Below are 26,021 nucleotides of genomic sequence, written 5' to 3'. Positions count from 1 at the left end.
GCACGAAGTATTCTTAGAAATTATAGAATACTTCGTGCTCATTTATCTGCTTAATTCGATATCAAGAGAAAAAGCATAGCTTTTTCAGTGGCCTCACAAAAGTGTCGTGGGGTTTTTTAGGAACAATCTTATATTTATTGTAGTACTATTGCATAGCTTTAGCTTTTAAAGCAATAGCACATTCAATTCTCTTCTTTTGCATTTTACATCCAATCTCGTATGGTATACATATATCCTTATTAAAATTATAATTATTAGCTGCACATCCTCCACTACAATAAAATCTTGCCCAGCACTCTCTACATTTAGGTTTATTATATATATGTGCTTCTCTAATTTTATTTCCAATGTCTTTACTATAACTATTTTCATATATCGTACCTATTTTAAAATCTTCATTACCTATAAATTGATGACAAGGATAAATATCTCCATCAGGAGTTATTGCAACATATTCATGCCCTGCTCCGCAACCAGATATCCTCTTATAAACACAAGGTCCACCTTGAAGGTCTATATTAAAATGATAAAATTCAAATTCATTTCCTTTTTTATGCCTTTTAAGCATTTCATAATATAATTTATCATATTGTTCAAATATAATGGGAAGATCCTCTTCTCTTAATGATAGTGGATTGTCATTTGACAGAATAACTGGTTCAACAGAGATTTTATCAAAACCCTGATTTGCAAGATGAATTATGTCCTTAAAAAAATCAGTATTAGCTCTTGTAAAAGTAGCCCTGACATAATATTGTCTTGATTTTCCTCTTGCTGCAACTACTTTTTTAATATTAGGAAGTATTTTATCATAAGATCCACTGCCATCTATTCTAACTCTGACATTATCATTAACTTCTTTTCTACCATCAATACTTAAAACTATGTTTCCCATATTATCATTAAGATACTTTATGTTCTCATCATTAAACAATGTGGCATTGGTAGTCATTGTAAATCTTATAATTTTATTATGTATTTTCCCTTGTTCTTTACCATACTCAACAATTTCTTTTATATTGTCAAATGCCATTAAGGGTTCTCCTCCAAATAGATCAATTTCTATATTTTTTCTCGAGCCTGAATGTTTTATAACAAAATCTATAGCTTGTTTGCTAACATCAAGAGACATAATTTTTCTACATCCCTTATATTCTCCTTCATCTGCAAAACAATATTTACATCTTAAGTTACAATCATGAACTATATTTAAACAAAGAGCCTTTATAAAAGAATTATCTTCTGTTGATTTTTTAGCTATATCTTCATATAAATCCTTTGAATATAATGAATCCTCTTTTACAAGCTGAAAAATTTCATCATATGCTTCTGAAATATCTTTCTTAGAATATTTATTTTGAAATTTTTTCATAATTTGATTTTTACTTCTTAAAAAGTCTTCATCTAAAATATCATACACCATTTTATCTACAGAAAAAATATTTCCTGTATTCACATCAATTATGTAATACTCATCACCTTGAATAAATTTATGAATTAATGACAATTTTCTTCCCCCTTAATTAACTATTAAATTACTTCACACATATCTTATTCATTTTCAACTTAAATTGAAATATTAATGATATTACTAAAGCACTACAAAGACATATGGAAAGAATTTTAAAATTTAATCTTATAGAATTATTATTTAAAATATTACCAATACATTGTAATACTATAGGAGACAAAAACTGTCCTAAAAACATAGAACTGCTAACTATTGAGATTGCTATAGAATTTGAATTTTCATCTGAAATAATACCAGTCTTTAAAAATATTAAAGGATAAATCATTGAAAATGCAAATCCTACCAATGAAACGGATACTAATATCATAGATATATTCTGAGAATATAATAGCACAACATATCCTAAGAACATTATTCCGATTCCCACTGTAATAGTAAATTCCTCCAATTTCTTTGCTATACTAGATAAAATAATACCAGCTATAAAACCACCGAAGGTAAATACTGCAATTGCTAAACCTGCTGAACTTGAATTACCAATATGTTCTTTTGCCATAAATAATGCAATATTAGTTGGTACAGCATAAAAGGCAATAGTTATTAAACACATACTAACCGATAAAAAATATACTCTTTTATTTAAATGAACTTTTATTTTATGTTTTTTTTCACTTTTTTGCTTAGGCAGTACAATACTATTTAATATTAATACAACTAATGCAATTAAATATATATAAAACCCATATTTCCAGTTAATTGATGATAATGTTCCCACCACAATTGAAGATATTATTCCCATTAAATTCGAAGCAGCACTAGAATAACCTGTCATTTTAGTTCTTTCATCCCCTGTAAAAAAGTCTGCAATAAGTGATTGAGAAATAGGCATAATTAATCCACACCCTATTCCTAAAATAGCTCTAAATACAAGTACTAAAGTTAAACTATTAGCAAAAATTGGGCCCACCCCACCAATAATATAAATTAATATTCCAGTAATTAATATTTGTTTTTTACTTAATAAAGATGCCAGCTTACCAGATAATAAGCTGAAAATAATTATAAATAATGCTGGTACTGTTAAAATCATCTTTATTAAATTTGTGCTTGCACTTGGAAATGCATTCCTTATGTTTCCTAGTGCAGGAGATACTGCGGCACCAGCCATTACCGTAATCATTGAAATGGATAGTACAGATAGTTTAAGTAATTTTTTCATTTTTAAATATTTCTCCCTTCTATGTATTAAAAAAATATGATGCTATTGCAACTATTCTATATTTTTTTATGCATCCACATAAGTGGATGCATATTTTAAAGTTCCTCTTCAATTCTTAATAGTTCTACAGCATTTTGCACATTATTTAAAATTAAGTTTAACGACTTTAAAGTCTCAGTATATTGTTCATTGCTCATTCCCATACATAACATATTTGTTAAATCATTTAGAATATTTTTTAAAGTAGGAATAAATTCTATTCCTTTTTTAGTTAAGTACAATTTATAATATCTTTTATCTTCACTATCTTGAACTCTATTAACATACCCATTTTTCTCCAACTTTTTTAAAGCTTTTGCTGTTGTGGCTCTATCAATTTTAATTAAATTAGTTAATTCTTTTTGTGAGATACCTTCGTTTTTGTATATAGCAGATAAAAAAATATATTGTCCACTTCCAATACCATAAGAATTCAAACGATGATTAAGAAGTATTTGTAAATGCCTATAAATTACAGAAACATATCTTCCAAATGACTGTTCTTGCATATAATCCCTCCCAAATTTAATTATGAAAACAAAATTTATAATTATAAATAATATATGATGTATTTACAACTATTTTAATATAGCATATATATGATGTATTTGCAACTATTTTTATAGGCTAATTAAGTATATAGGACATATATATAAACATAGTATAATAATTTTACATATTTAATGTTGACTTATGATGTTAGCAGAGCTAAAAGTATAGAAATTGCTGAATCAATTAAATAATAAAAATTAATAATAAGATAATTCTAAAATAGAGATAGTACTAAAATTCTATCTCTATTATTATATTAATAACCTCCGTGAGCTTTAAGTAACTTTTCAAGTATTTCCTTTTCATAATCAATTTCTGAAGAAGTTCGTACTCCTAATCTTCTAAAAATAGGCACTGGTGGGCACCATCCTTGAAGTGCATGTTGTAATAAAAATCCTCCTACTATTGATGAAATATAAAACCACTTTTTATTTACTTTAAATCCTAGTATGGTACTTAAAATCACAGCAGATGCTGCATTAGCTTCAAGCAATCTTTCAATATCCCATTCTTTGTTAAGCTTTTTTATTCTAGATATAATTTCTTCATTTTCTTTATTAGTATAATACTCAATATTTTTTAAAGTTCTTTTTCTAATTTTTTCATTAATGTACTTATCCGTATTCAATTCTACTCTTTTTGTAGTATCTGGAAAGCTAAACATTCATAAAATACCTCCTATTAATCTAAATAATAATTACCTATAGTTATTATGTTCAAAAATAAATTATTAATTAGGAAATATTTTGTTGTGAAATGATACTATAAGAATAAAGCTCTATTCTCCTGCCTTTACTGTTAACTTTAATTATCCTATTCTTTGATTAATTAATACAAAAAAGCAAACCTTATTTTCTTCACATTCTGCCCATATCTTTCCATGATGTAGCTCAACAATACTTTTCGCAATAGAAAGACCTAGTCCAGAGCCTCCAGTTTGAGAGCTTCTTGCTTCATCAGTTCTATAAAATCTATCAAAAATTTTATCTAGTTCTTCTTTTTTTATACTCTTACCTTCATTTTCAATACTAACTATCGTCCCGTCTTTATGCTGAGAAATTTTCACTTTTATGTTTCCTGCTTTATCACTATACCTTATGGCATTAGTAATGATATTTTCAAAAACTCTCATCATTTTTATAGGATCTACATTTACAATTACTTCTTTATCTGGTGCTTCTAAAAAAATGTTTAAATTATTTTGGTTGCATATGGACATCATACCTTCTACTACTTGCCTAATAAACTCATTTAATGAAATATTAGTTTTCTTAAGCTTAATGTCATAAGAAGTCAGCTTAGTATACTCAAAAAGATCATTTATTAATTCTTCAAGTCTATGAGATTTATTGTCAATTATAGTTATATACTTATTTATATCATCTTTTTCTTTGTATTTTTCCTTTAGAAGTTTTATATAACCAACAATTGACGTTAAAGGAGTTCTTAAATCGTGTGATACACTTACTATGAGCATATCTTTATTTTTTTCAATCTGCTTTTCTTTTTCCTTTGCAACCTTCAACTCTTCAGTCATATAATTTATATTTTTTCCAAGAAGTGCAAGTTCATCTTTTCCTTTTATCTGAACTCGATAATCAAGATTTCCTTTTGATATTTCCTTTAATCCTTTTGATAAAGTATGTATATACTTTATTCTTCCATAAGTTAACAGAAAAAACACTGCAATAAATATTATTATTAATAAAATGAAAGTTATAGAATCATCCCCCATAACCAAAAATGTGGAAACTACCATATATCTATTTTCATCTAATTTTTCTATATTGTAATACTTAATCTCTTTTCTATCAAAAAATATATCTATATTATCTCTAGAAAAGTAATTATCTTGTGCTTTTATTTTTAGAAGCTTGTCTATATCTAACTGTTTTTCACAATTATTTTGTTGTTTTAAGAGTATGTATCCATTCTTATTAACTATGTAAATATCCTTATTATCCGAATTTTTATTTATGATATTTTGTAATTCTTTTTTATTGTTCGCATTTTCTTTTATTTTACTAAATATAGGTGAACTCCTACGATTAAAATTTTGTATCTCTTTTAAATAATCTGTTCTTCTATTTCTTAAAATATTATTTATAGTAAGTGCACTAATGGTTGCCAACATAATAGATATAAAAAATATTAAGAGAAATCTGAGTCTGATACCACCTAAGTACTTATTTCTCAATTTTATATCCAACTCCCCATATAGTTTTTATATATTTAGGATTTTTAACACTATCACCAAGCTTTTCTCTAATATTCTTTATATGTGTCATAATAGTAGAATCTGATTCATAAAATTCTTCCTTCCATACATGCTCATAGATGTTTCTGCTGCTAAAAACCACATCCCTATGTTCTGCCAGTAATTTTAATATCTCAAATTCCTTAGAAGTAAATTTTATTTCTTCTCCAGATACATAAACTCTATGTGTATCTGAATTTATTACCAAATCATCAATTACTATTTCATTACTCTTTGGAACTACAGCTGCTTTCAGGTATCTTCTTAATTGTGCTTTAACTCTTACTACAAGCTCTAGAGGGTTAAAAGGTTTGGTAACATAATCATCTGCTCCTGTAATTATACCTAGAATTTTGTCGTTATCTTCTCTCTTGGCTGATAGCATTATAATAGGTACATCTAAATGTTCTCTTACTTTTTTACAAATTTGTATTCCATCAATATTAGGAAGCATAATATCAAGAATAATGAGTTGTATATTTCTGCTTTTAGCTAGTTCTAAAGCCTGCAACCCATTCTCTGCAGTAATTACATCATAGCCTTCATTCCTTAAATATATTTCTATAAGTTCTCTAATTTCCTTTTCATCATCTACAACCAGTATAGTCGTTTTGCCCATGGTAACTCTCCTTAACATGTTTTTTTAAAAAATTATCAGCAATAAATTTCAGCTGATAATTTTTAAAAATTCTATTTATTGTAAATTAGATTTATTAGCATAGTGAATATATAATTATTATCATCAACATTATCGTTGAGATAAAGCTATCTTTTACCTTAACTTTGTTTTTTCTTATTATTAAAAATACTATGCCTTGTAATATAAAAATTAATAATATAAAAATTATTATAGGATTTAAATTCTTATTACCTATCCAAATAGCATTGCTAGCAAATGCGGAAGTAAGCCCCAATAAAACATAAAATATAAATTTAAAAGATTTCTTAATTATAAATTTAAATAAATCACTTTTATTTTTAATTGTTCTTCTAGCAATTAGTAAATAATAAGAAATTAAAAATATAACAAGCCATTCCACGGTTTTTAAACTTAAATGCTTTAAATTGGCAAGAATTATATCAAAAAGTTTATTTTCTATTTTTCTGGAGAAATTTTCAAGTTCATTTTTTACTTTTTTAAGTTCTTCCTTGCTACTACTATTTTTTAAAATTTCAACAGAACTTTTACTTATTCCTTCTATTTTTTCTAATTCTTTAAAATCTTTAAAACATCCATTTTTATCTCTATATGTAATAATTTTTTCTACATCACTTTTGCTTATGCCTTTTAATTTAAGTAAGTCTTCTTTCTCACAAGTGTTTATATTAAATACATACATAGGGAAATTAAGACCTGCAAATTGATCCATAATTACATTAGAATGCTTACCTTCACTAACTATCCATATTTCTTTACCACATTCCTCTGTGAAATCATGCCCTGTACTTTCCTTAAAAATATTTAACATCCTATCCTTGTCTTTTGGATATTCTTTAATATATCCATTTGTAAATTGTATCAATTCAGGTTTATCGTCTTTATTCATATGTTTACTAAATACATTGAAAACCTTAGAATACCTTTCATCTAAGCTTCCTTTATCACCAGTTATAAGTTTTACAAAAAAATTAGAATTAACTGCTTCTGTAGATAAGCTTTGTTCCAGTGTTCTTTTTTTAGATTTGTCTTGATAAAGTCCCATATTTCTATATAAAACTGACTTTTCGCTATCTATAAAATCATGCCTTAAATTTTTATACTTACCATGGTTATTTAAAGCAAATTCATGTCTTTTTAATCCTTCATATTGTGATTGCCAAAACATACAAGTTTCTCTATAATAATCTAATCTTAAAGGAAGAATAAAATCTCTATTTATTCTGTTTATTTTTGGATTTATACTATTCTTTATTCTTTCTATATCATTATATATACCATCTTTAATCACTTTGTTTTGTTCATAAAGTCTTGAAATAACCTCAAAGTGCTCTCCAAAACCTTCATTAAAGGCGGTACTATATTCTGTAACTATATTGGAATAATGCACATCTATTGCATTTTGATCAATCTCCCTATTTTCTCCAGCAGTGATTCCATATAAAACATGTCCCATTTCATGAGGAAAAATTTGTGTTATAGATTGAAGCTCACTATAATTATTATTTAATTGATCTGGCGAAAGTTCTATATAAGGTGACTTTGTTTTATCATAAAGTTTTCCATCCTTTTTAAGATAAAAACCAATACTGCCATAACAACCTGAACCTTTCTTAAAAGCTACGTAAAAATCTTTATTTTTTGAGTTTGAATACTGTTGTGCTAATTCATATAAATTTATGGATTCTTTCATAAAAGATTTATTATAAACTTCCATAAAAGCTTTAGTATCTCCACCTTCTTCATAAACAGGAAATCCGTCTTTAGTTTCGTTTACAGCTTTAAGAACTATTATATTTGTTGTTTCTTTTGCTGATACCTTTCCTATTGTGAAAAATACCATTATAGCTGTAATAAATAAAAAAATATATTTCTTCATAATTCTCCTCCTCTATTTTGCATTTTCAAAAATCAAGTTATTATTTTAGGAAAATGCCTTATTGATTTAATTTTAAAATATATTTATCATAAAAAAATAAAGCAAATCTGAAGAATTTCTGAAGAAATATACCTATGTTTATGGTACTAATCTTTTTCTATCCCTTGTAATTAATGTTGCTTCTCTTACATTTTCTAATCCTAGAATCTTTGCTGTTATTCTCTCTAAACCAATAGCTAATCCTCCATGTATAGGCATTCCATACTTAAAAATTGATAGATAGCTGTCATAATCATTAGGGTTAAATCCTTTATATTTCATATTTTCTACTAACATATTGTAGTTATGAATTCTTTGTCCACCCGTAGTAATCTCTATTCCTCTAAATAATAAGTCAAAGCTATGAGTTCCCTCTTCACCAAGTGGCATAGTATACATTGGTCTCTTCTTTCTAGGATAATTAGTTAAAAATATGAAATCACTATTTAACTTTTCTTTTGCATGTTCACAGAGAAGTTTTTCTCCTTCTGGATCTAAGTCTACTTCTAAATCATTTTTATTGTACTCTTTACTTAATATCCCCAAAGCCTCTTTAAATTTAAGTTTAGGTATCTCGTCATGTATTATTGGCAATTCTGCTTGTAATAAATTTAAATATTCCTTACATTCTTTATTAAGGATTTCTAGTATAAACTTTAATAATCCCTCTTCAAGTTTCATAATATCTTTTTCATCTTCAATAAACCCCATTTCCAAATCCATACTTATATATTCATTAAGATGTCTATTAGTATTATGCTCTTCTGCCCTATAAGCATGACCTACTTCAAATACTCTTTCAAAACCTGCTCCAACCATCATCTGTTTATAAAATTGGGGACTTTGAGCTAGATAAGCCTTATTTTCAAAATATTTCACTTCAAAAACTTCTGTACCACCTTCTGCCCCTTCCTTTACGATCTTTGGAGTATGAATTTCAGTAAATCCTTCTTTATTTAGAAATTCTCTAAAACCATTTACTATTGAATTTTGCACCTTAAAAATTGCATTTATCTTTGGATGTCGTATACTTAATACCCTATTATTAATCAGTGTATCTAAATTAACTTCTAAATCTTCTTTATTTATTTCTATTGGAAGTTCGTCTTCAACGTTACTTATAACTTCTAAATTTTCTACTTGTATCTCAAAAGGATTTAAAGCATTCTTGCTTTCTTTAACTTCTCCTATAATTGATACTACTGATTCGACCCTTACTTTTGATAAGTCAAATTCATTATTGTTCACTATACATTGAACTGATCCTGATCTATCCCTTAAAATTACAAAAGTTATAGCCTTTAATTTTCTAATTTTATGAATCCAACCTTGAATATTTACTTTTTCATTTATAGAATTTTTTAATTCACTCACTAATTTTCTTTTCATTTTTATCATTACCTCCAAAATAAAATAATCCCCTTGAGTAAAAACTCAAGGGGCAAAATAATTTGCGGTACCACCCTTTTTTAACAATGTTCATAATAAGTTAGGATAGGCATCACATATAGAAAGGAGCTCTACTTTCTATATAACTTTTTAGAAGAATAAAAAAGCTTTCAAGCATATCTTCACGGTACCATCCTAATTTGATAACATATTAATACATTATTATCTCTAGTCCCTATAACGGAGGAAACCCGACTTATCCTAATACAATTTTCAGATAAGTATCTCCAGGATGTCTTTCAATACTACTTTTCTCATAGGCTTACACCATCCCTACTCGCTTTGGATACTTAGTAAATATCTACTCTTCCCTTCAAAGAATTTAACTTTACTATATATTACTCTCGAGTAATTAATTTGTCAACACTAATTTATATTATCTTTTTAAATATTTTAATATTACTACACCAAATAAGAATATATTTTTACCTTACTTTTTTCCTTATTTATTCTATGATTTACAACATTCATAATGAATTCTATTTCTCCACATATGAATCAGTAATTTTCTTACATAGCTTTACAAAGCAATCCAATTCCTTTTCTGTCAAAGTATTCTCAATCAAATTCATAATTTCATTTCTGAACTTTTCTGATCTAACAAGAAAATCCTTACCCTCTGGAGTAATTAGAATATCATAAGCTCTTCGATCAGTTTTCCTACGCTGTTGAACAATGTATTTTTTCTCTAACAATCGTTTCGTTAGCTTAGACATTCCAGCCTGAGAAATTCCACGGATTTCTGCTAACTCCTTTGTAGTTTTAGAACCTTGCTTATCTAAAATATCCAGCACATTATATTGTGCTGTTGTTACTCCCTCAATATTAAAGCGATTAATATTGCTGATAATCATACATTGAAAAGGAATATAATATTCTTCTAACTCTTTTTTAGTCATAAGTATTCTCCTTATCCTATATATTGCTTTAGATATTTTCCCGTTATGGACGACGTAGAATTTATTAAATCCTTTGGTGTTCCCTGAAACATTATATTACCACCGTTTTGTCCAGCAAGAGGGCCTAAATCAATAATCCAATCTGCTTGGCTGATCACATCTAAATTATGTTCTATTACAATTACAGTACAGCCCTGATCAACAAGACGATTCAAAATTTTGAGTAACTGTGATATATCAGACATATGAAGTCCTGTGGTAGGTTCGTCCAGTACATAAATGTTCCCATGACTCTCAAGCTCCAAAGCAAGCTTTACTCTTTGCAATTCACCACCAGATAAAGTATTTAATGGCTGACCAAGGGTAATATAAGTAATTCCTACGTCTGCTAGTCTTTTTAGTATATCACATATTTGCTTTTCATAGAAAAATTCAAGGCCTCGTCAATTGTCATATTTAAAATTTCACTTATGTTTTTATCGCGCAATTTGTAGTTTAACACTTCATCTGTGAATCGCTGCCCCTGACATACCTCACATATAGTAACAACTGTATCCATAAATGCTAAATCTGTATAGGTTACTCCCAAACCCTTACAATTTGGGCAGGCTCCTTGAGAATTGAAACTAAATAAAGCAGGCTTAACATGATTTGCTTTTGAAAACAATTCCCTTATATAATCAAATATTCCTGTAAAAGTAGCAATGTTAGATCTCTTTGAAGTTTGTATTGATTTTTGGTTAATAAAAATCGTATCCGGATAAAATTGGGGTAACACCTGATTGATTAATGTACTTTTCCCTGAACCCGCAACTCCAGTCACAACTGTCATAACACCTTCTGGAATATTCACGCTAATATTTTTAAGGTTATGTAAATTGGCATCTTTTAGAGATAACCACTGAGTAGGAGTCCTAACATTATTTTTAAGCTGTGCCTGATTGTATAAATATTTTCCTGTAAGTGTATCTGATTGTACTAAACCCCCTAATGTACCTTCATACATTATTTTACCGCCGCTTATACCAGCTTTTGGTCCCATATCAATGGCATAATCTGCAATTTTGATAACATCAGGATCATGCTCCACAATTAGCACAGTATTTCCTTTGTCACGTAAAAGTTTTAAAAGTGTATTGAGTTTATCTACATCATGGGGATGTAAACCAACACTGGGTTCATCAAAAATATAAATAAGATCTGTTAAACTACTGCCCAATTGGCGAACCATTTTTATTCGCTGCGACTCACCGCCAGAAAGTGTTGAGGTTTCCCTGTTTAAAGTCAAATATCCTAAACCAATAGAAACTAAATGTTCTAAACGGTGGGTAATAGCCCTAACCATAGTTGTTGCTTTTGGTTCATAAATAGTCTGAATAAAATTCAATAAATCTGCAATTTGCATTTCAACACAATGTGCTATATTTTTATTATTTATTTTACACTTCAATACAGTTGAATTTAATCGAGTGCCTCCACAAGCAGGACATGTTTCTTTGCTAACAATTTTAGCTATTTCTTTTTTATATTTAGTAGTTTCTCCATCTTCTTTTTTTAGAAAACTTCTCTCAATTCTAGGTATAAGACCTTCGTAAAGTGAAGTCTTAGGCCACTCAGGATCAGAAGTAATCACTTTAATATCTGACTTATATAAAAGCAAATCCATTTCTTCTTCCGTAAAATCTTTTATTTTTTTGTCATTATCAAAAAAGCCTGAATGCACATATCTTTTTAATCGCCATCCTCCCGGCTCAAATGTTGGAAATAAAATTGATCCCTCATTAAGAGATTTATTTCTATCCAACAATCGCTGAATATTTATTGTATTAATTTTTCCAAGTCCCTCACACTTAGGACACATTCCCTGAGGATTGTTAAATGAAAAAACATGGGAATAACCAACAAATGGTTTCCCTATACGAGAGAATAATAGTCTTAACAACGAGTATATATCCGTAATGGTCCCAACCGTTGATCTTGCATTTCCCCCAATACATTTTTGATCCATAATAATTGCCACGGATAAATTTTCTATAGCATCCACATTTGGCTGTCCATAGTGAGGTAAACGATGGCGGATGAAACTTGAATAGGTTTCATTTAGCTGCCTTTGAGATTCCGCCGCTATGGTATCAAATACCAAAGAGGACTTGCCCGAGCCTGAAACTCCAGTAAAGACGGTTATTTTTTTCTTTGGAATTTTCACATTTATATTTTTTAGATTTTTTTCCTTTGCTCCAACTACATTTATGTATTCTTCAATATATTCTTTATTCATAAAATCACCCTTCAAACAAGTATTATATATAACCCTATTAATATATAACCTGGTTAAGTATATTTTAATACTTTTCTTTTGGGATTTCAATAAAAAGTTTTCACCCAATTACATTTAATTAAATATATTTTCCTATAATAAGATAAAAAATCCAAACAATTTTTCACTTCTTGTTTGGATTAAATGTTTTAATTATATCTTCTATTTTATAGATAGTATATTTAAAATCAGATTCTTTATAACTTACTATAAACATCTACAACCTTTGCTACATAATCATCATATCCAGACTTGGCTAGCACTACAATAGATTGTTTTTCGCCTGGTATTTGAATTCGATATGCCTGTGATTCATCTCTGTCAAAGTGTTTGTCTCTATTGATATTTACTTTACTTTTGTTTGCAACTCCATAGCCTTCTAGTATTTCTGCAACTCTATTTTCTAAATCTCCTGTTGGACATTCAAGTATCCTAATTCTATCAATTGCTTCGTCAATTTTTTTCATTATCTTTTCCTCCTATAGATTAGTTCTACTTTATATTATGTCCCTTTATTTTTTCTTAATTCCATACTGACTTAAGTAAATTTCCAGTATAACTTTCCTTTACTTTTGCTACTTCTTCTGGTGTACCTTGAGCAATAACATAACCACCTTTATCTCCTCCTTCTGGCCCTAAATCTATTATCCAGTCAGAATTTTTAATTACATCTAAATTATGTTCAATAATTACAATACTATTTCCTGCATTTCTTATTTTTTCAATAAGTATTAAAAGATTTTGAGTATCAGAAAAGTGTAATCCTGTTGTAGGTTCATCAAGTATATAAAGAGTTTTTCCACTTGAATTTTTACTAAGTTCTTTAGCCAATTTTATTCTTTGTGCTTCACCACCAGATAGCGAAAGTGCACTTTGCCCAAGTTTTATATATCCTAGACCAACCTGGCATAAGATATTTAAAATCTGTGTTATTTTCGGTGTGTCTGTAAAAAAATTCAAAGCTTCAGCTACATTCATTTGAAGAACATTGTAAATATTTTTGTCTTTATATTTTACTTGAAGAATATCTTTTTTATATCTTTTTCCATTACAAACAGGACATTGTGTCCATATATCTGGCATAAATGATACAGGCGTACATACTCTTCCCTCTCCATGACACACTTCGCACTGCCCTTCCTTACTGTTAAAGCTAAATTGACTTACTTTATATCCTCTTCTCTTTGATTCTTCTGTAAAGGCAAAAATATTTCTAATCTCATCCATGACTCCAGTATACGTAGCAGGATTTGAACGAGATGTACGTCCAATAGGACTTTGATTTACATGAATAATTTTATTAATATATTCATCACCTGATAGTGTATTACAGTATCTACTTATATCTTTTTTTCCATTAATTCTATTTTCAATTGCAGAATACAATACTTTAGAAACAAGACTACTTTTACCTGAACCGCTAACTCCTGTCACACAGGTAATCCCTCCAACTGGAAAAGAAATATCAACATTTTTAAGATTATTACATGTGGCGCCATTAAGCTTAATCCAATTACACTTATCAAAAATCATTGATTTTTCTATAATTACTCGCTTTTCTCTTGAAAGATATTTTCCTGTTTCTGAATTATGATTTTTCATAATTTGTAATGGAGTACCTTCTGCTACTATTCTTCCTCCATCAGCACCAGCCTTAGGACCAATATCTATAATATAATCTGCCATAAGCATAGTATCTATATGGTGTTCTACAACAATTACTGTGTTTCCATAATCTCTAAGTTCTTTTATAATGTTTATAAGCTTTTCATGATCTTTTGGATGAAGTCCAGTAGAAGGTTCATCTAAAACATAAAGCATATTTGTAATACCACTACTCAACTGTTTTATAAGCTTTAATCTTTGTAGCTCTCCACCAGACAATGTTGGTACAGCTCGATGAAGTGTAACATAAGAAACTCCAACTTTAATATAACCCTGTAGTCTTTTATGGAGTTCTTTTAATATAGAACTTGCTATAGCTAATTTAGAATCTGATAATATATTTGTAAGTTCTTCAACCCATTTATTTAACTCACTTATTGTCATTGAAGCAGCCTGAGGAAATCGTGTGCCTAGAATTTCTACCATTCTTCCTTCTTTTGAAAGTCGTTCTCCATGACAACAATCACAAGCAGACTCACTTATAAACTCACTTACAATTCTTTCTCCTGACTTTCCATTGTTTTCAGAAAAAATACGCTTCAAAGAATTATACGCACCTTCCACTGGTCTTGTAATCTTTCCACTTCGGCCGTTACTATTTTCATATGTAAAAGTTACCTCTTTTCCATCAGATCCCCAAATAACTTGTCTTTGAAAATCCTTTGGCAGCTGATTCCACGGCTTTTCTAAATCAACTTTCATTTCATATGCCAATGCTAATACTTCCCCTTTCATCCAATTTGCATTTGGCTTATTTCTAAACTTTCTTAAGTCTTTCCAGAAGTTTGAAGCTCCATCTAATATGGATAGATGAGGACGTGATACAATCAAATTAGGATCAATGTCCATTTTAACTCCAAGTCCATTGCAAACAGGACACATACTTTCAGGATTATTAAAACTGAATGTAGATGGAGTCAATTCAAACAAGATATGGTTACAATGATAGCACATTTGTGTTGTTTGAAATAAAATTCTTTCCTTATTATTAATTCTTACGTAAATTGCTCCTTTACCTATTTCTAATGATTTCTTTACGTAGAGTAATAAATCATCCTCTTTTGAATCTCTTTCAGATAATACATATTCATATGAAGGACTATTAAGGTGAAATGGTGTTATTTCAATGTCTGTATTAGAAGTAAGTTTTAATAAAATTTGTACAATCTCCTCTGCACTTAAAGGAATAATTGCATTTCCACAATTAGGGCAATGTCTTACTCCAATACTTGCAAACAGTGTACGGAGAAAATCATATATGTCCGTAAGCGTTCCTACTGTAGAACGTGGGTTGCGACTAATGTTCTTTTGAGATATTGAAATTGATGGTGGAAGACCACATATCATATGAACATCTGGCTTTTCCATTTGTTCCCAAAGTGAATAATCAGCTGTAGAGAGACTATTCATAAATCTTCTTTGGCTTTCAGCAAATATAGTATCAAATGCAAGACTAGACTTTCCACTGCCACTTACTCCAGTAATTACAGTGATCTTATTATAAGGAATTGTAACATCTATATTTTTTAGATTGTTTTGTCTAGCACCTTTTACAACAATTCCTTTTATATGTTGGACTTTTTTATCTTTATTATAGTTAAAGAAATTTTCTCTATTAATAGTTTTATCATCAGATTTTAAGTATTTTTTAATAGTCTCCAAACTAGATGGCTTTAAAGAAATCTCATCTCCTGAAATGTCCATTATACTATCATCTAACCACTGTGGCCAATGAGATAACCATTCAGGAACTTTAAAATCCCAAATTTGATCAATTGCTGGTATATAAGGAAAAATTTCAATAAGTGGTGTATTATCAAAGCAATCTAAATTACTTACTTTAATTCTTCCTAATTTTTTATCAAAGTTAATAATTCGTGCAGTAGTTAGAGCTATAGGATTAGGACGCACCGGTGAACGTGAAGCAAACACTCCAGTTCTAGGTGCATTTTCGTATGGCGGCTGACCTTCTGTTATTCTTCTATATTTATTTTTATCAAAACCATTAAACCACCAAAAAATTCTTATGTGTGAATATCCGCTAAGTCTTTCAAAATACATTTCGGTATTATTGTAAAGCTGAAGAAAAAACTCCCCTTTTATCTTTCTAATATTTCCTATAGAACTTACTTTGCCATTTGGTACTAAAAGTCTTTCATCTTCTTTTTTAACTTTTATTTTATCTATTTGTCTATCCTTCCCCTGTTCAATTTCTGGTACTGAGCAATCCTTTACTCTATCTTCACAAGGAAAATATGGTTTAATATCATAAATAAAATCCCCTTCTAAAAAATATGGACTTTTATTAAAAGAAACTATTCCAGCTTTTTCATCAATACTAATTATTTTAATAATGTTGTGTGAAAAAGGATTATTAGATTTTTGCTTTTGAGAATAAATTATTATGGCATGACTAAACAAAGATAAAAACTTGAGTCCTTTTGCATATTCTTTATTAATTACTATTTTACTTTTATTATCTTCTATTTCTACTCGTCCAATTGGAAAAAAATCATAATAATTTTTATTATCCATTAAATACACCTCCTACTTAACTCCATGATAAACCCTGACATAATGTGAGAGTCAATAAAAAATAGACTGAAAAATCTATCAGTCCATTAATGTATTTGTTTTTAATTCAACAGGAATTTGTATCTCGGTAAGGTATTTATTTGGATCTTCCTCATTCCATGACCCTTTATGACAAACTTGACGGCTAGTACCACTCATTTTATATTGGTTATTTTCCTCCAACCAATGTACAAAAGATATATAAACAGATGATATATTTTCATAAGGTCCATATACCATTGAGCAAGCTACTTTTTCAAGTGATTCTGTTTCCCGAAATATAAAACCATCTTTATTTACATCTTTTTCTTCTGTTATAATGCATACTTCCACATCAACATCTTTGTCCTTATACTCCTTGTCATGATAAATAGCAAATGTATTATTACTTTCTGAAATATTTAGTTTTTTTATTTTTATATAATCATATATTTCCTTCCATAGATATCCTTCACAAAAATAATTGGGAATAATTTTTCTCAAAGAAAAAACTCTATAACTAGGAATTTCTTTCACCATTACATTATAATGAATACCTATTTGTTTTTTATTTATATCATTCATAGCAGTTCTTATCTTTGCTAATCGATGCTTTTCTGAATTTATAACATCTTTAATTTTTTCTTCCTTTATTTTAAGCTGTGTTTTAATAAAATCATTATCCCAATTACTAAGAGCGTGATAAGTTTCTGCAACACTAAAACCAGTATCACGCAAGAATAATATTTTATTTAAAGTTTCAATTTGTTCTATAGAATACATACGATATCCCGTATATTTGTTGATTTCAGCAGGCTTTAAAAGTCCTGTTTCATCATAATATCGTAACATCCTTACAGAAACCTGTGTAAGTTTTGAAAACTCTCCTATTTTAAACATGAATACCCTCCTCATTTCACAATCAGCCTGTCATAATTCAGTATATATTTTGTTTTAGTATACTTCAAGCTGCCATGAGGATAATCATATCTACTATGAAAAGCAATAGTCTAGTTAACCAGTATTACCTATATATTTATAAGGTATACATGTAGGAGTTTTAAATACTGGACAAGGAACTACTTTAGAGTTTATATCAAATACATCACTAATAAGCTTTTCTGTAATAATTTCTTCTGGTTTACCCTCTGAATATACCTTTCCATTTTTTATAGCTATTATATAATCTGCATATCTACATGCCAAATTAATATCATGAAGAACAATAATTATAGTTCTCTTTGCATGCTTATTTAGATCCTTAAGAAGATCTAAAACTTCAATTTTATATTTAATATCCAAATGATTTGTAGGCTCATCAAGGAGAATAATATCTGTTTGTTGTGCTAATGCCATAGCTATCCATACTCTTTGCTTTTGACCACCAGAAAGATCAGAAATCTTCTTATGTTTTATATCAATTAATCCGGTTTTATTAAGGGCATAGTCCACCATTTTTTCATCCTCTTTACTCCATTGATTAAACCAAGTCTGATAAGGATAACGTCCTTGCTTTACTAAATTAAAAACTGTTAAATCAGTAGGTGCTTCAGGGGCTTGTGTAAGTATAGCTAGCTTCTTTGAAATTTCCTTTGAAGATTTTTCAAATATATTACTATCTTCTAAAAAAACACTTCCCTGAGCCGGCTTTAAAAGTCTAGAAATAGTTTTTAAAAGAGTAGACTTCCCACAGCCATTACTTCCAACTAATATAGTTATTTTATTTTTTGGTATAATTATATTTATATCTTTTAGCACAATGTTATCCCCATAGGCTAATGTTAAATTCTTTGATGATATACTCATTTTATACAACCTCCTTAAGTGATTTGTGATTTTTAACTAAAAGATATATAAAAAATGGAGCACCTATTCCAGCAGTAAATATTCCAACAGGCAAATCCAATGGAAAGAATAATGTTCTTGCAGCTATATCTGATAAAACTACTATTATGCCACCAATTAATGCAGAAAGTGGAGTTATATATTCAAAGGAAGAGTTTGTAAGCTTTCTACATATATGTGGAGCTATAAGTCCTACAAAGCTAATTCCTCCACCAACTGCAACAGCTCCACTAGCTAATGCTGCACTTAAAATCATCAGAATAAATCTATTCTTTTCAACATCATTTCCAAGTCCTGTTGAAATACTATCATCTAAACTTTGAACATTTAATTCACGAATATATATTAAAGTAATTAAATAAATACATGAAAACCAAATAAATAAAAGTTTTACATTAATCCAGCTTGTACCATATACTGTTCCAGTAATCCAAAGCTGAGCTTCTTTTATAAATATTACTGGTCCATTTATTATCAATATAGAAGTTAAGGCTTTTGAAGCACCTGAAATTGCTATTCCTATAAAAATTAACCTATAGGGTGTAACTCCTTTTTTGTATGCAAGAAAATAAATTAAAAGCACAGACAAAAGAGCTCCTGCAAATGCAAACACAGGCATATAGAATATACTTATAGTAAGTGAATTGTTTTTGGAATCTGTAAATAAAGTTAGAAATACTAATGCTCCAACAGATCCACTAGCTGTTATTCCAATAATATTTGGATCAGCTAGTGGATTTTTCACTACTCCTTGAAGAATAGCTCCGGAAATCCCCAAAGAGGCTCCAACTAAAAATGCCACAAGTGTTCTTGGTAGTCGAATTGTATTGATAATTAATGAATCTCCACCTTGGCTATTTCCTAACAGTACTTCAATTACTTTGAGTATAGGTATATACTTTTGTCCTATGCTTGTACTAAGTAATATTGATACAATAGAAAGTATTAATGCAAACACAACTATCAAAACACTTCTTTTTTCATATATATAGGAAAATTTTCCCTTTCTAAAAACTATAAATCTCTTCATTATTTATTTTCCACCTTTCTAGCAAGGTATACGAAAAACGGCGCTCCCATTATTGCTGTAACTGCACCTACTGGTATATCTTTTGGATATACTATAAATCTTGAACCTATATCCGCTAAAAGTAAAAATATAGAACCTAATACTGCACTAAATGGAACTACCCACTTAAATTCAGATCCAACTAAAGCACGGGTTACATGAGGAATTATTATGCCTACCAAAGATATAGGACCCGCAACAGCAACTGAAGCACCTGCCATAATAACTACTAAAATAAGAATTTGCAGTTTAATTAATTCAATATTTAAACCTAAACCCTTTGCTATTTCTTCACCAAGAAAAAATATATTTAATTTACCTGAAATTAGATAACATATAATCCAACAAACAACCATATATGGAATAACAATCTTAAGGGATTCTATAGATCTACCTTCTACTGAACCTGTTAGCCAAAACATTACTTCTTCCATAGTTTTTTGATCTTTATAAAGTACTACTTGAGTAAGAGAAATGAAGAAGGCGGAAATTGCAGCACCTGCAAGTATTAAATCGAAAGTGTTAATTGACCCTCTTATTCCTCCAGCTAAGGTGTATACAAGTACTACAGCCATAGCAGCACCAATAAACGAAAAAAGTATTATATAATTTTGGGAAACACTTGGAAAAAAGCTATAGGTAAAAACCATAAAAAAGGCAGCTCCTGAATTTACTCCAAGAAGGCCAGGGGAAGCCATTGGGTTTTTAGTAAGAGTTTGCATAAGTACTCCCGAAAGACTTAAACTAGCACCTATAAATAGAGCAATAGTTGCTCTAGATATTCTTGAAGTTTTTAAAACTATATGTTCTAAGCTGTTATTATAATTTATAAATGTATTTATTAAGTCTACATAGGAGGTCTTAATATAACCTAAAAGTAGACTTGCTATAAACGATACAATTAATAAAGTAATAAGTATGACTAGTACAACAATTTTTGATCTGCTACTTTCTAGTGATAATTTTCTTTTAATACTCAACTATCAATACATCCTTTCATTAGTAGTGTTACAATTTTAACCTAAAATGCATACTTTTATATACCTACATAAAATAAGCTTTGGCTAATATATTGAGAGTATAAACTATACTTGAAACATTGTCAATGAAAGCTACTATCATTTGGAAATGAAAATCACTTGCATTTAAAAATAATATATGCTATCATTTCCTCACAATATTAAATTAACAAAGGAGAAGATTATATTATGAAAGCAAAAAAACTATTTAGTACTATTTCAGCTTTAGTTTTAGCAATAACAGTTACAGCCTGCTCACCATCCAAAAAAGATGCTACAAAATCTACTAAGCAAGCTAGTGACACTGTGAGAACTATAGACCATGCCATGGGCAAAACAGAAATTAAAGGAAACCCAACAAAAATTGTAGTTCTAACAAATGAGGGAACAGAAGCACTTCTTGCTTTAGGAGTAAAGCCAGTGGGTGCCGCTAAATCTTGGACAGGCAATCCATGGTATAAACATATTGAAAAAGATATGGAAGGAGTACAAAACTTAGGAGATGAAAGTCAAATTAACATAGAGGCAGTAGCTGCATTAAATCCAGATTTAATTATAGGAAATAAAATGAGACATGAAAAAATATATGATCAGCTTTCAAAAATTGCACCAACAGTTTATTCTAATACTTTAAGAGGCGAATGGAAAACTAACTTAAAATTCTATGCCAAAGTATTAGACAAGGAAAAAGAAGGTACAGAAGTAATTAAAACTTTTGATAGTCGTGCAGCTGAGATAGCAAAATTAGCAGGCGATAAGCTTAAAACAGAAGTTTCTTTAGTAAGATTTATGCCTGGAAAAACTAGAATATATCTAGGAGATACATTTTCTGGAATGATTCTTAAACAAATAGGCTTTGCTAGACCAGAAACACAAAGAAGTACAGATTTTACTCTTGAAATAGGTAAGGAAAGACTAAAAGAAGCGGATGGACAGGTTATGTTTTACTTTACTTATGAAACAGGAAATGGTGAAGGTTCTTCAAGAGAAAAAGAATGGCTAGAAGATCCTCTATTTAGATCATTAAATGCAGTTAAAAATAATAAGGCATATAGAGTTGATGATGCTATTTGGAATACTGCAGGTGGTGTAAAGGCTGCGAACTTACTACTTGATGACATAGAAAAGTTTTTAAAAGAAAATAAATTCTAATATCTTTTAGGATTTATTCCCTGTTGGTAAAGTATTTATTTTCATAGTTCATTTATATATTATATAGTTTAGAGAAGTATTATTCTTCCTTAAAATAATACTTCTCTATTTTTTCAATTAAGCTTCCAGTTTCTATTTCAGCTTGATAAATAAAATCAATTATCTTTTCATTCCAGCCAGCTAATATATTCACTCTTTCACCACAAAATTGTTGTGTTCCGTAGCCTTGCATATCTATAGCGTGTACCCATACATTAGGATTAATTTTACTTTTATACTCCTCAACATATCTTTGGCACACACGGCCATAACCTCTGTTTATTTCATTGTCAGATAAAATTATTATTCTATCTACAAAAATTTTGTTGTTAAGCAAATGTCTTATAGGCAATGAAATATCTGTTCCTCCTCCATTAACCTTTATAGAATTAGCATTAGCAATAATTCCATTTTTAGTTGATAAATTACTCATATAAAGCTTACTGTCAAAGGTTGTAGTTATGGTTTCTTCGCATATATAATTAGCTATAGACATCATAAGTACAGCAATTTCTGCACATGTGATTTGACTTTTTTCACTTATGTAACAATTCATAGAACCAGATACATCTGCTGAAATCATTGTCTTTCCTGTTAGCTTATTAATATTTTTAGTAGAATGTTTTATTGCTGCCTCCAAGGTATCAAATATCTTTGATGTTCCTATACCCTCATTTTCCAAGGTCTTATATGCAGAATAATATCTAAAGGGCAAGAGCTTGTTTCTTAGCACCCTATTTTCATCAGATAAAAATTCATATACCTTGTCTATATTGTATACATCAGCTTTTAATATATTTCTTAAATTTCGAAGCATTGCCATGTATCCTAAACTATTATTTTCAATAAGTTCTTCCCAAACCTTCTTCTTATTGCCTCTGCTTGATAATTGTGTTTCCCAGGTAATAGGAGTTTTGAGTTTATTTTCTAGTAGTCTCTTAAACATATTATTTTGTTCTTCATTTTTAGCCTTAGGATGGACTAAACAAAGCAAATCTTTAAGTTTTACTAAATTATTTCTACGATTATACTTTGCTAACTGATATTCATCAAAACTAAGCAATTTATCCCCTATACCTTTTTTTATAGAGTTGGGTATAGGCTTTCCATATTTGTTTATATAATAAGCAAGAATTTCAGTCATATCATCAACTCTAAAAATACAATTATTCATTGACCTTCTAACATATGGCTTACCTTTATTTACCTTTGCTAATTCTCCAATTAATACCTGGGAAATAGTTCTTAAATGCATTTCTTTTCTTGTATATACACATAAGTTTGCAATAAATTTAGGATCTTCCTTTATAACCTTTTGAACTGTATTAACTATATCTTCTGAATTATCTTTATAAAATTTACTTTCATTAAAAAGACTGGTTAGTACTTGAGTAACCAGTTTTTCTTTATCCGTCATTTGATAAGCCTCATGCATTGATAAGTTTTTTGTTTTTATATAACTTTTGCAATTAAACTTTGCCATAATAGTCACTCCCTTTATTAAATTTTAGCTTGGGAGAAAATTAGAAGTGTTTTTTCAGCTTTTGATAAGAAGTAACACTTTCTAGCACTACCCAAGCTTTTTTAAAAATGAAATAGAGAGAAAAATTATTTGAGTATTTGGTGCTCTACCAACTGAGCTATTCATTTTCATAAGAAAATAAAACTGGAATCGAACCAGTGACATCCACTCTCAAATTCGAAGTAACTCAAATATACACTACTCTATACATTTTTAACTTAGAGGAGAAATTTGAGAAGAGATGCTAAATCCAATACGAAGTAACTCTTCTCTGCACTGCCTCTTAATCAAGTTCAACTTAGATTTAAAAATCACTTGATGTTTATATTATAAAGCTAATATAAATTAAGTTACAGACAAAAACTTTGCAATAATTAACTTAGGCATATTTAATTAAATGATAGATAAAATTCCTAATCTATTATTTTCTTTAATATCCCTTATTATCTTAATAACAAAAAAACCAGATTTATAATTAACTTGATTCTCCTGCTTTAAAATTGTAAATAGGCTTGATTATTTTTAATATACTAACAGTATCTTGAATATTATTTATAATTTCCTCCATAGGCTTATATGCCATAGGAGCCTCATCAAGAGTTGATAAATTTACTGATGTAGTAAATATACCTTCCATGGATTTTTCATATTCTTGAAAATTTAAGATTTCCTTCGCTTTTTTTCTACTCATAAGTCTTCCTGCTCCATGTGGTGCAGAATAGTTCCAATCAGGATTTCCTTTTCCAACTGCTAATATACTTCCGTCCCTCATATTTATAGGAATTAATACCATTTCCCCTTTGTATGCTGAGATACTTCCCTTTCTAATAATGTTGTCCTTAAAACTTATATAGTTATGAGTAGTATGAAAGTAGCAATAATCCTCTAACTTTTTATTAACTAGCTTGTCTAATATTATGTTTGCCATGGTTTCTCTATTTAAAGCTGCATATTCCTGACATATATTCATGTCATGCAAATAACGTTCTCTATAGTTTCCCGTTAAGAAACACAAATCTTCCGGATAGTCTGGTAATAAATTTTTATATTTTTGTTTTAATTTTTTTAATTCACCTTGAATAAGTTGTCTCTTACCTTCCTTCTTATATTCATTGATTATTCTATCTCTTTGATAAAAATACTCTTCTTTTCCTGAACATAAATCAATAGCCAGATTTTGATAATACTCTGCTATTTGTTTTCCTAAGTTTCTACTTCCAGAATGAATAACCAAGTATACGTTTTTTTCATCGTCAACATCTAATTCTATAAAATGATTTCCCCCACCTAAAGTACCTATACTTCTTTCAATTCTTTTAGTGTTCTTTAATTCTCTAAAACAATGTAGCTCCTGAAGCCTTTGAAATCTTACTACTCTTCCTTCATGAACTTCTATTCCTGCTGGTATATATTTTCTAATAATCTCATCTATTTCTTTTAAATCTACATCAGCTTTGCCTAATTCAACAGTAGTCATACCGCAACCTATATCAACGCCTACTATATTAGGTATAGCTTTATCTCCTAGATCTGCTGTAAATCCAACTACACAGTCCCTTCCTGCGTGAGTATCTGGCATTATTGCAATTTTACTATCTTTACAAAATTCCTGATTACATAATTCCATTACCTGGGAAATAACTTCTGATTCTACTTTATCAGTATATACTTTGGCACTATTATATTTCCCCTTTACTTCCAACATATTACTTTCCTCCTTATAGGTAATATTACCCTTATTTAACTCAATAGCTTGTCTTATTCTTTTAACTATTTCTTCTATAATTCTTTGTGGTGATGTAACTTTAACATAAGGACCAAGGGCAAGTATCTTTCGTATAACTTCTTCTTCTTCAAAGGTATAATAAAAAAGTTTCATCTCATATTTATCTTCTTCAATGCATCTTGAATAACGCTCCATTTCTGAAAAACTCATAAAGCATCTTTCCATTGCAGCCTTTTCATCTATTACTTCAAGAACAATTGGCTCCTTAGAATATCTATATTCATGAACTAAATTTATTGCAGTGTCTCTATGTACTTCAATACCTTTCTTTTCATATATTTTTATATTATCCAAAGAAAATATATTTGCCATTATAGGTCTTTTATCATCTAATGAATACATGGAAACCCTAAATTTTCCATCCTTATGGGAATATTCTATCCTTATGGGAAGAGCTCTTCTTTCACTATAAACATTACCAAATCTATCAGTATTACAATATGTTATCCCTTTCTTATCTAAAATTGCTCTTAATAAAATTCTAAAATTCTTCTTATATTTTTCTAAATTATCAACGTGAGGTAATATTGATTTATTTGTAACTTCAATAATTTCACTAGTATTAGCACAATCAAAGTTCTGTAATACTGAT

General features: G+C 29.1%; 18 protein-coding genes, 1 pseudogene and 1 other annotated feature. Of the genes and pseudogenes, 1 reads left to right on the top strand and 18 read right to left on the bottom strand.

Annotated features, from left to right (window positions below; translation table 11 throughout):
• Positions 1 to 145: 145 nt before the first annotated feature.
• The 16 genes and pseudogenes from nscfB to J2Z24_RS04685 form a co-directional block, all read right to left on the bottom strand.
• The gene (nscfB, locus tag J2Z24_RS04760; protein WP_035146597.1) at positions 146 to 1,507 is read right to left on the bottom strand and encodes a ScfB-related radical SAM/SPASM orphan maturase; all 1,362 of its coding nucleotides are present in this window, start codon (positions 1,505 to 1,507) and stop codon (positions 146 to 148) included.
• 28 nt (positions 1,508 to 1,535) lie between these two features.
• On the bottom strand, positions 1,536 to 2,690 hold the full coding sequence (locus J2Z24_RS04755) for an MFS transporter (protein WP_035146595.1): 1,155 nt from the start codon (positions 2,688 to 2,690) through the stop codon (positions 1,536 to 1,538).
• Between the two features lie 95 nt (positions 2,691 to 2,785).
• The gene (locus tag J2Z24_RS04750) at positions 2,786 to 3,238 is read right to left on the bottom strand and encodes a MarR family winged helix-turn-helix transcriptional regulator (protein WP_035146593.1); all 453 of its coding nucleotides are present in this window, start codon (positions 3,236 to 3,238) and stop codon (positions 2,786 to 2,788) included.
• A 299-nt stretch (positions 3,239 to 3,537) separates the two neighbouring features.
• On the bottom strand, positions 3,538 to 3,945 hold the full coding sequence (locus tag J2Z24_RS04745) for a YgaP family membrane protein (RefSeq protein WP_035146590.1): 408 nt from the start codon (positions 3,943 to 3,945) through the stop codon (positions 3,538 to 3,540).
• Positions 3,946 to 4,089: 144 nt separating this feature from the next.
• Positions 4,090 to 5,478: a sensor histidine kinase gene (locus tag J2Z24_RS04740; protein WP_051593191.1), complete on the bottom strand. Its 1,389-nt coding sequence runs from the start codon at positions 5,476 to 5,478 to the stop codon at positions 4,090 to 4,092.
• The gene (locus J2Z24_RS04735) at positions 5,468 to 6,157 is read right to left on the bottom strand and encodes a response regulator transcription factor (protein ID WP_035146586.1); all 690 of its coding nucleotides are present in this window, start codon (positions 6,155 to 6,157) and stop codon (positions 5,468 to 5,470) included. Before J2Z24_RS04735 ends, J2Z24_RS04740 begins: the two co-directional genes overlap by 11 nt.
• Positions 6,158 to 6,251: 94 nt before the next feature.
• Positions 6,252 to 8,075 carry a ComEA family DNA-binding protein gene (locus J2Z24_RS04730; protein WP_051593190.1) on the bottom strand — a complete coding sequence of 608 codons (1,824 nt, stop codon included), beginning with the start codon at positions 8,073 to 8,075 and terminating at the stop codon, positions 6,252 to 6,254.
• A 138-nt stretch (positions 8,076 to 8,213) separates the two neighbouring features.
• On the bottom strand, positions 8,214 to 9,503 hold the full coding sequence (gene aspS, locus J2Z24_RS04725) for an aspartate--tRNA(Asn) ligase (RefSeq protein WP_035146583.1): 1,290 nt from the start codon (positions 9,501 to 9,503) through the stop codon (positions 8,214 to 8,216).
• A gap of 151 nt (positions 9,504 to 9,654) precedes the next feature.
• Positions 9,655 to 9,889: a binding site (T-box leader), on the bottom strand.
• Between the two features lie 153 nt (positions 9,890 to 10,042).
• Positions 10,043 to 10,462: a MarR family winged helix-turn-helix transcriptional regulator gene (locus J2Z24_RS04720; protein WP_035146582.1), complete on the bottom strand. Its 420-nt coding sequence runs from the start codon at positions 10,460 to 10,462 to the stop codon at positions 10,043 to 10,045.
• Positions 10,463 to 10,473: 11 nt separating this feature from the next.
• Positions 10,474 to 12,740 (bottom strand): annotated as a pseudogene (locus J2Z24_RS04715) (ATP-binding cassette domain-containing protein).
• Positions 12,741 to 12,976: 236 nt separating this feature from the next.
• Entirely contained in the window at positions 12,977 to 13,246 is a 270-nt protein-coding gene (locus tag J2Z24_RS04710; RefSeq protein ID WP_035146579.1) for a hypothetical protein, read from the bottom strand.
• A 55-nt stretch (positions 13,247 to 13,301) separates the two neighbouring features.
• Positions 13,302 to 16,979, bottom strand: a complete 3,678-nt coding sequence (gene uvrA, locus J2Z24_RS04705; RefSeq protein WP_051593189.1) for an excinuclease ABC subunit UvrA — start codon at positions 16,977 to 16,979, stop codon at positions 13,302 to 13,304.
• Between the two features lie 78 nt (positions 16,980 to 17,057).
• Entirely contained in the window at positions 17,058 to 17,897 is an 840-nt protein-coding gene (locus J2Z24_RS04700) for a MerR family transcriptional regulator (RefSeq protein WP_035146577.1), read from the bottom strand.
• A gap of 114 nt (positions 17,898 to 18,011) precedes the next feature.
• Positions 18,012 to 18,803 carry an ABC transporter ATP-binding protein gene (locus tag J2Z24_RS04695; RefSeq protein ID WP_035146575.1) on the bottom strand — a complete coding sequence of 264 codons (792 nt, stop codon included), beginning with the start codon at positions 18,801 to 18,803 and terminating at the stop codon, positions 18,012 to 18,014.
• A 1-nt stretch (position 18,804) separates the two neighbouring features.
• Entirely contained in the window at positions 18,805 to 19,872 is a 1,068-nt protein-coding gene (locus tag J2Z24_RS04690; protein WP_035146573.1) for a FecCD family ABC transporter permease, read from the bottom strand.
• Entirely contained in the window at positions 19,872 to 20,891 is a 1,020-nt protein-coding gene (locus tag J2Z24_RS04685) for a FecCD family ABC transporter permease (RefSeq protein ID WP_051593188.1), read from the bottom strand. The genes J2Z24_RS04690 and J2Z24_RS04685 overlap by 1 nt, the downstream gene beginning before the upstream one ends.
• A gap of 228 nt (positions 20,892 to 21,119) precedes the next feature.
• On the opposite strand from J2Z24_RS04685, the gene J2Z24_RS04680 reads away from it, so the two are divergent.
• Entirely contained in the window at positions 21,120 to 22,082 is a 963-nt protein-coding gene (locus tag J2Z24_RS04680; RefSeq protein ID WP_035146571.1) for an ABC transporter substrate-binding protein, read from the top strand.
• A gap of 79 nt (positions 22,083 to 22,161) precedes the next feature.
• Here J2Z24_RS04680 and J2Z24_RS04675 read toward each other — a convergent pair whose 3' ends face one another.
• Both J2Z24_RS04675 and J2Z24_RS04670 read right to left on the bottom strand, forming a co-directional pair.
• Positions 22,162 to 23,604, bottom strand: a complete 1,443-nt coding sequence (locus tag J2Z24_RS04675; RefSeq protein ID WP_035146569.1) for a TROVE domain-containing protein — start codon at positions 23,602 to 23,604, stop codon at positions 22,162 to 22,164.
• 514 nt (positions 23,605 to 24,118) lie between these two features.
• Entirely contained in the window at positions 24,119 to 25,348 is a 1,230-nt protein-coding gene (locus J2Z24_RS04670; RefSeq protein ID WP_035146626.1) for an RtcB family protein, read from the bottom strand.
• Between the last annotated feature and the right edge of the window lie 673 nt (positions 25,349 to 26,021).

Origin of the sequence: Clostridium tetanomorphum (assembly GCF_017873215.1) — a bacterium.
Classification (GTDB): Bacteria; Bacillota; Clostridia; order Clostridiales; family Clostridiaceae; genus Clostridium_AO; species Clostridium_AO tetanomorphum.
This window is presented reverse-complemented; position numbering and strand designations above follow the sequence as displayed.

Bases quoted from the DNA above. Each gene is read 5' to 3' on its own strand.
- uvrA (WP_051593189.1), bottom strand. From the start codon at position 16,979: ATGGATAATAAAAATTATTATGATTTTTTTCCAATTGGACGAGTAGAA.
- aspS (WP_035146583.1), bottom strand. From the start codon at position 9,503: ATGAAAAGAAAATTAGTGAGTGAATTAAAAAATTCTATAAATGAAAAA.
- J2Z24_RS04750 (WP_035146593.1), bottom strand. From the start codon at position 3,238: ATGCAAGAACAGTCATTTGGAAGATATGTTTCTGTAATTTATAGGCAT.
- J2Z24_RS04670 (WP_035146626.1), bottom strand. From the start codon at position 25,348: ATGTTGGAAGTAAAGGGGAAATATAATAGTGCCAAAGTATATACTGAT.
- J2Z24_RS04755 (WP_035146595.1), bottom strand. From the start codon at position 2,690: ATGAAAAAATTACTTAAACTATCTGTACTATCCATTTCAATGATTACG.
- J2Z24_RS04720 (WP_035146582.1), bottom strand. From the start codon at position 10,462: ATGACTAAAAAAGAGTTAGAAGAATATTATATTCCTTTTCAATGTATG.
- J2Z24_RS04735 (WP_035146586.1), bottom strand. From the start codon at position 6,157: ATGGGCAAAACGACTATACTGGTTGTAGATGATGAAAAGGAAATTAGA.
- J2Z24_RS04690 (WP_035146573.1), bottom strand. From the start codon at position 19,872: ATGAAGAGATTTATAGTTTTTAGAAAGGGAAAATTTTCCTATATATAT.
- J2Z24_RS04675 (WP_035146569.1), bottom strand. From the start codon at position 23,604: ATGGCAAAGTTTAATTGCAAAAGTTATATAAAAACAAAAAACTTATCA.
- J2Z24_RS04700 (WP_035146577.1), bottom strand. From the start codon at position 17,897: ATGTTTAAAATAGGAGAGTTTTCAAAACTTACACAGGTTTCTGTAAGG.
- J2Z24_RS04710 (WP_035146579.1), bottom strand. From the start codon at position 13,246: ATGAAAAAAATTGACGAAGCAATTGATAGAATTAGGATACTTGAATGT.
- J2Z24_RS04730 (WP_051593190.1), bottom strand. From the start codon at position 8,075: ATGAAGAAATATATTTTTTTATTTATTACAGCTATAATGGTATTTTTC.
- J2Z24_RS04680 (WP_035146571.1), top strand. From the start codon at position 21,120: ATGAAAGCAAAAAAACTATTTAGTACTATTTCAGCTTTAGTTTTAGCA.
- J2Z24_RS04695 (WP_035146575.1), bottom strand. From the start codon at position 18,803: ATGAGTATATCATCAAAGAATTTAACATTAGCCTATGGGGATAACATT.
- J2Z24_RS04745 (WP_035146590.1), bottom strand. From the start codon at position 3,945: ATGTTTAGCTTTCCAGATACTACAAAAAGAGTAGAATTGAATACGGAT.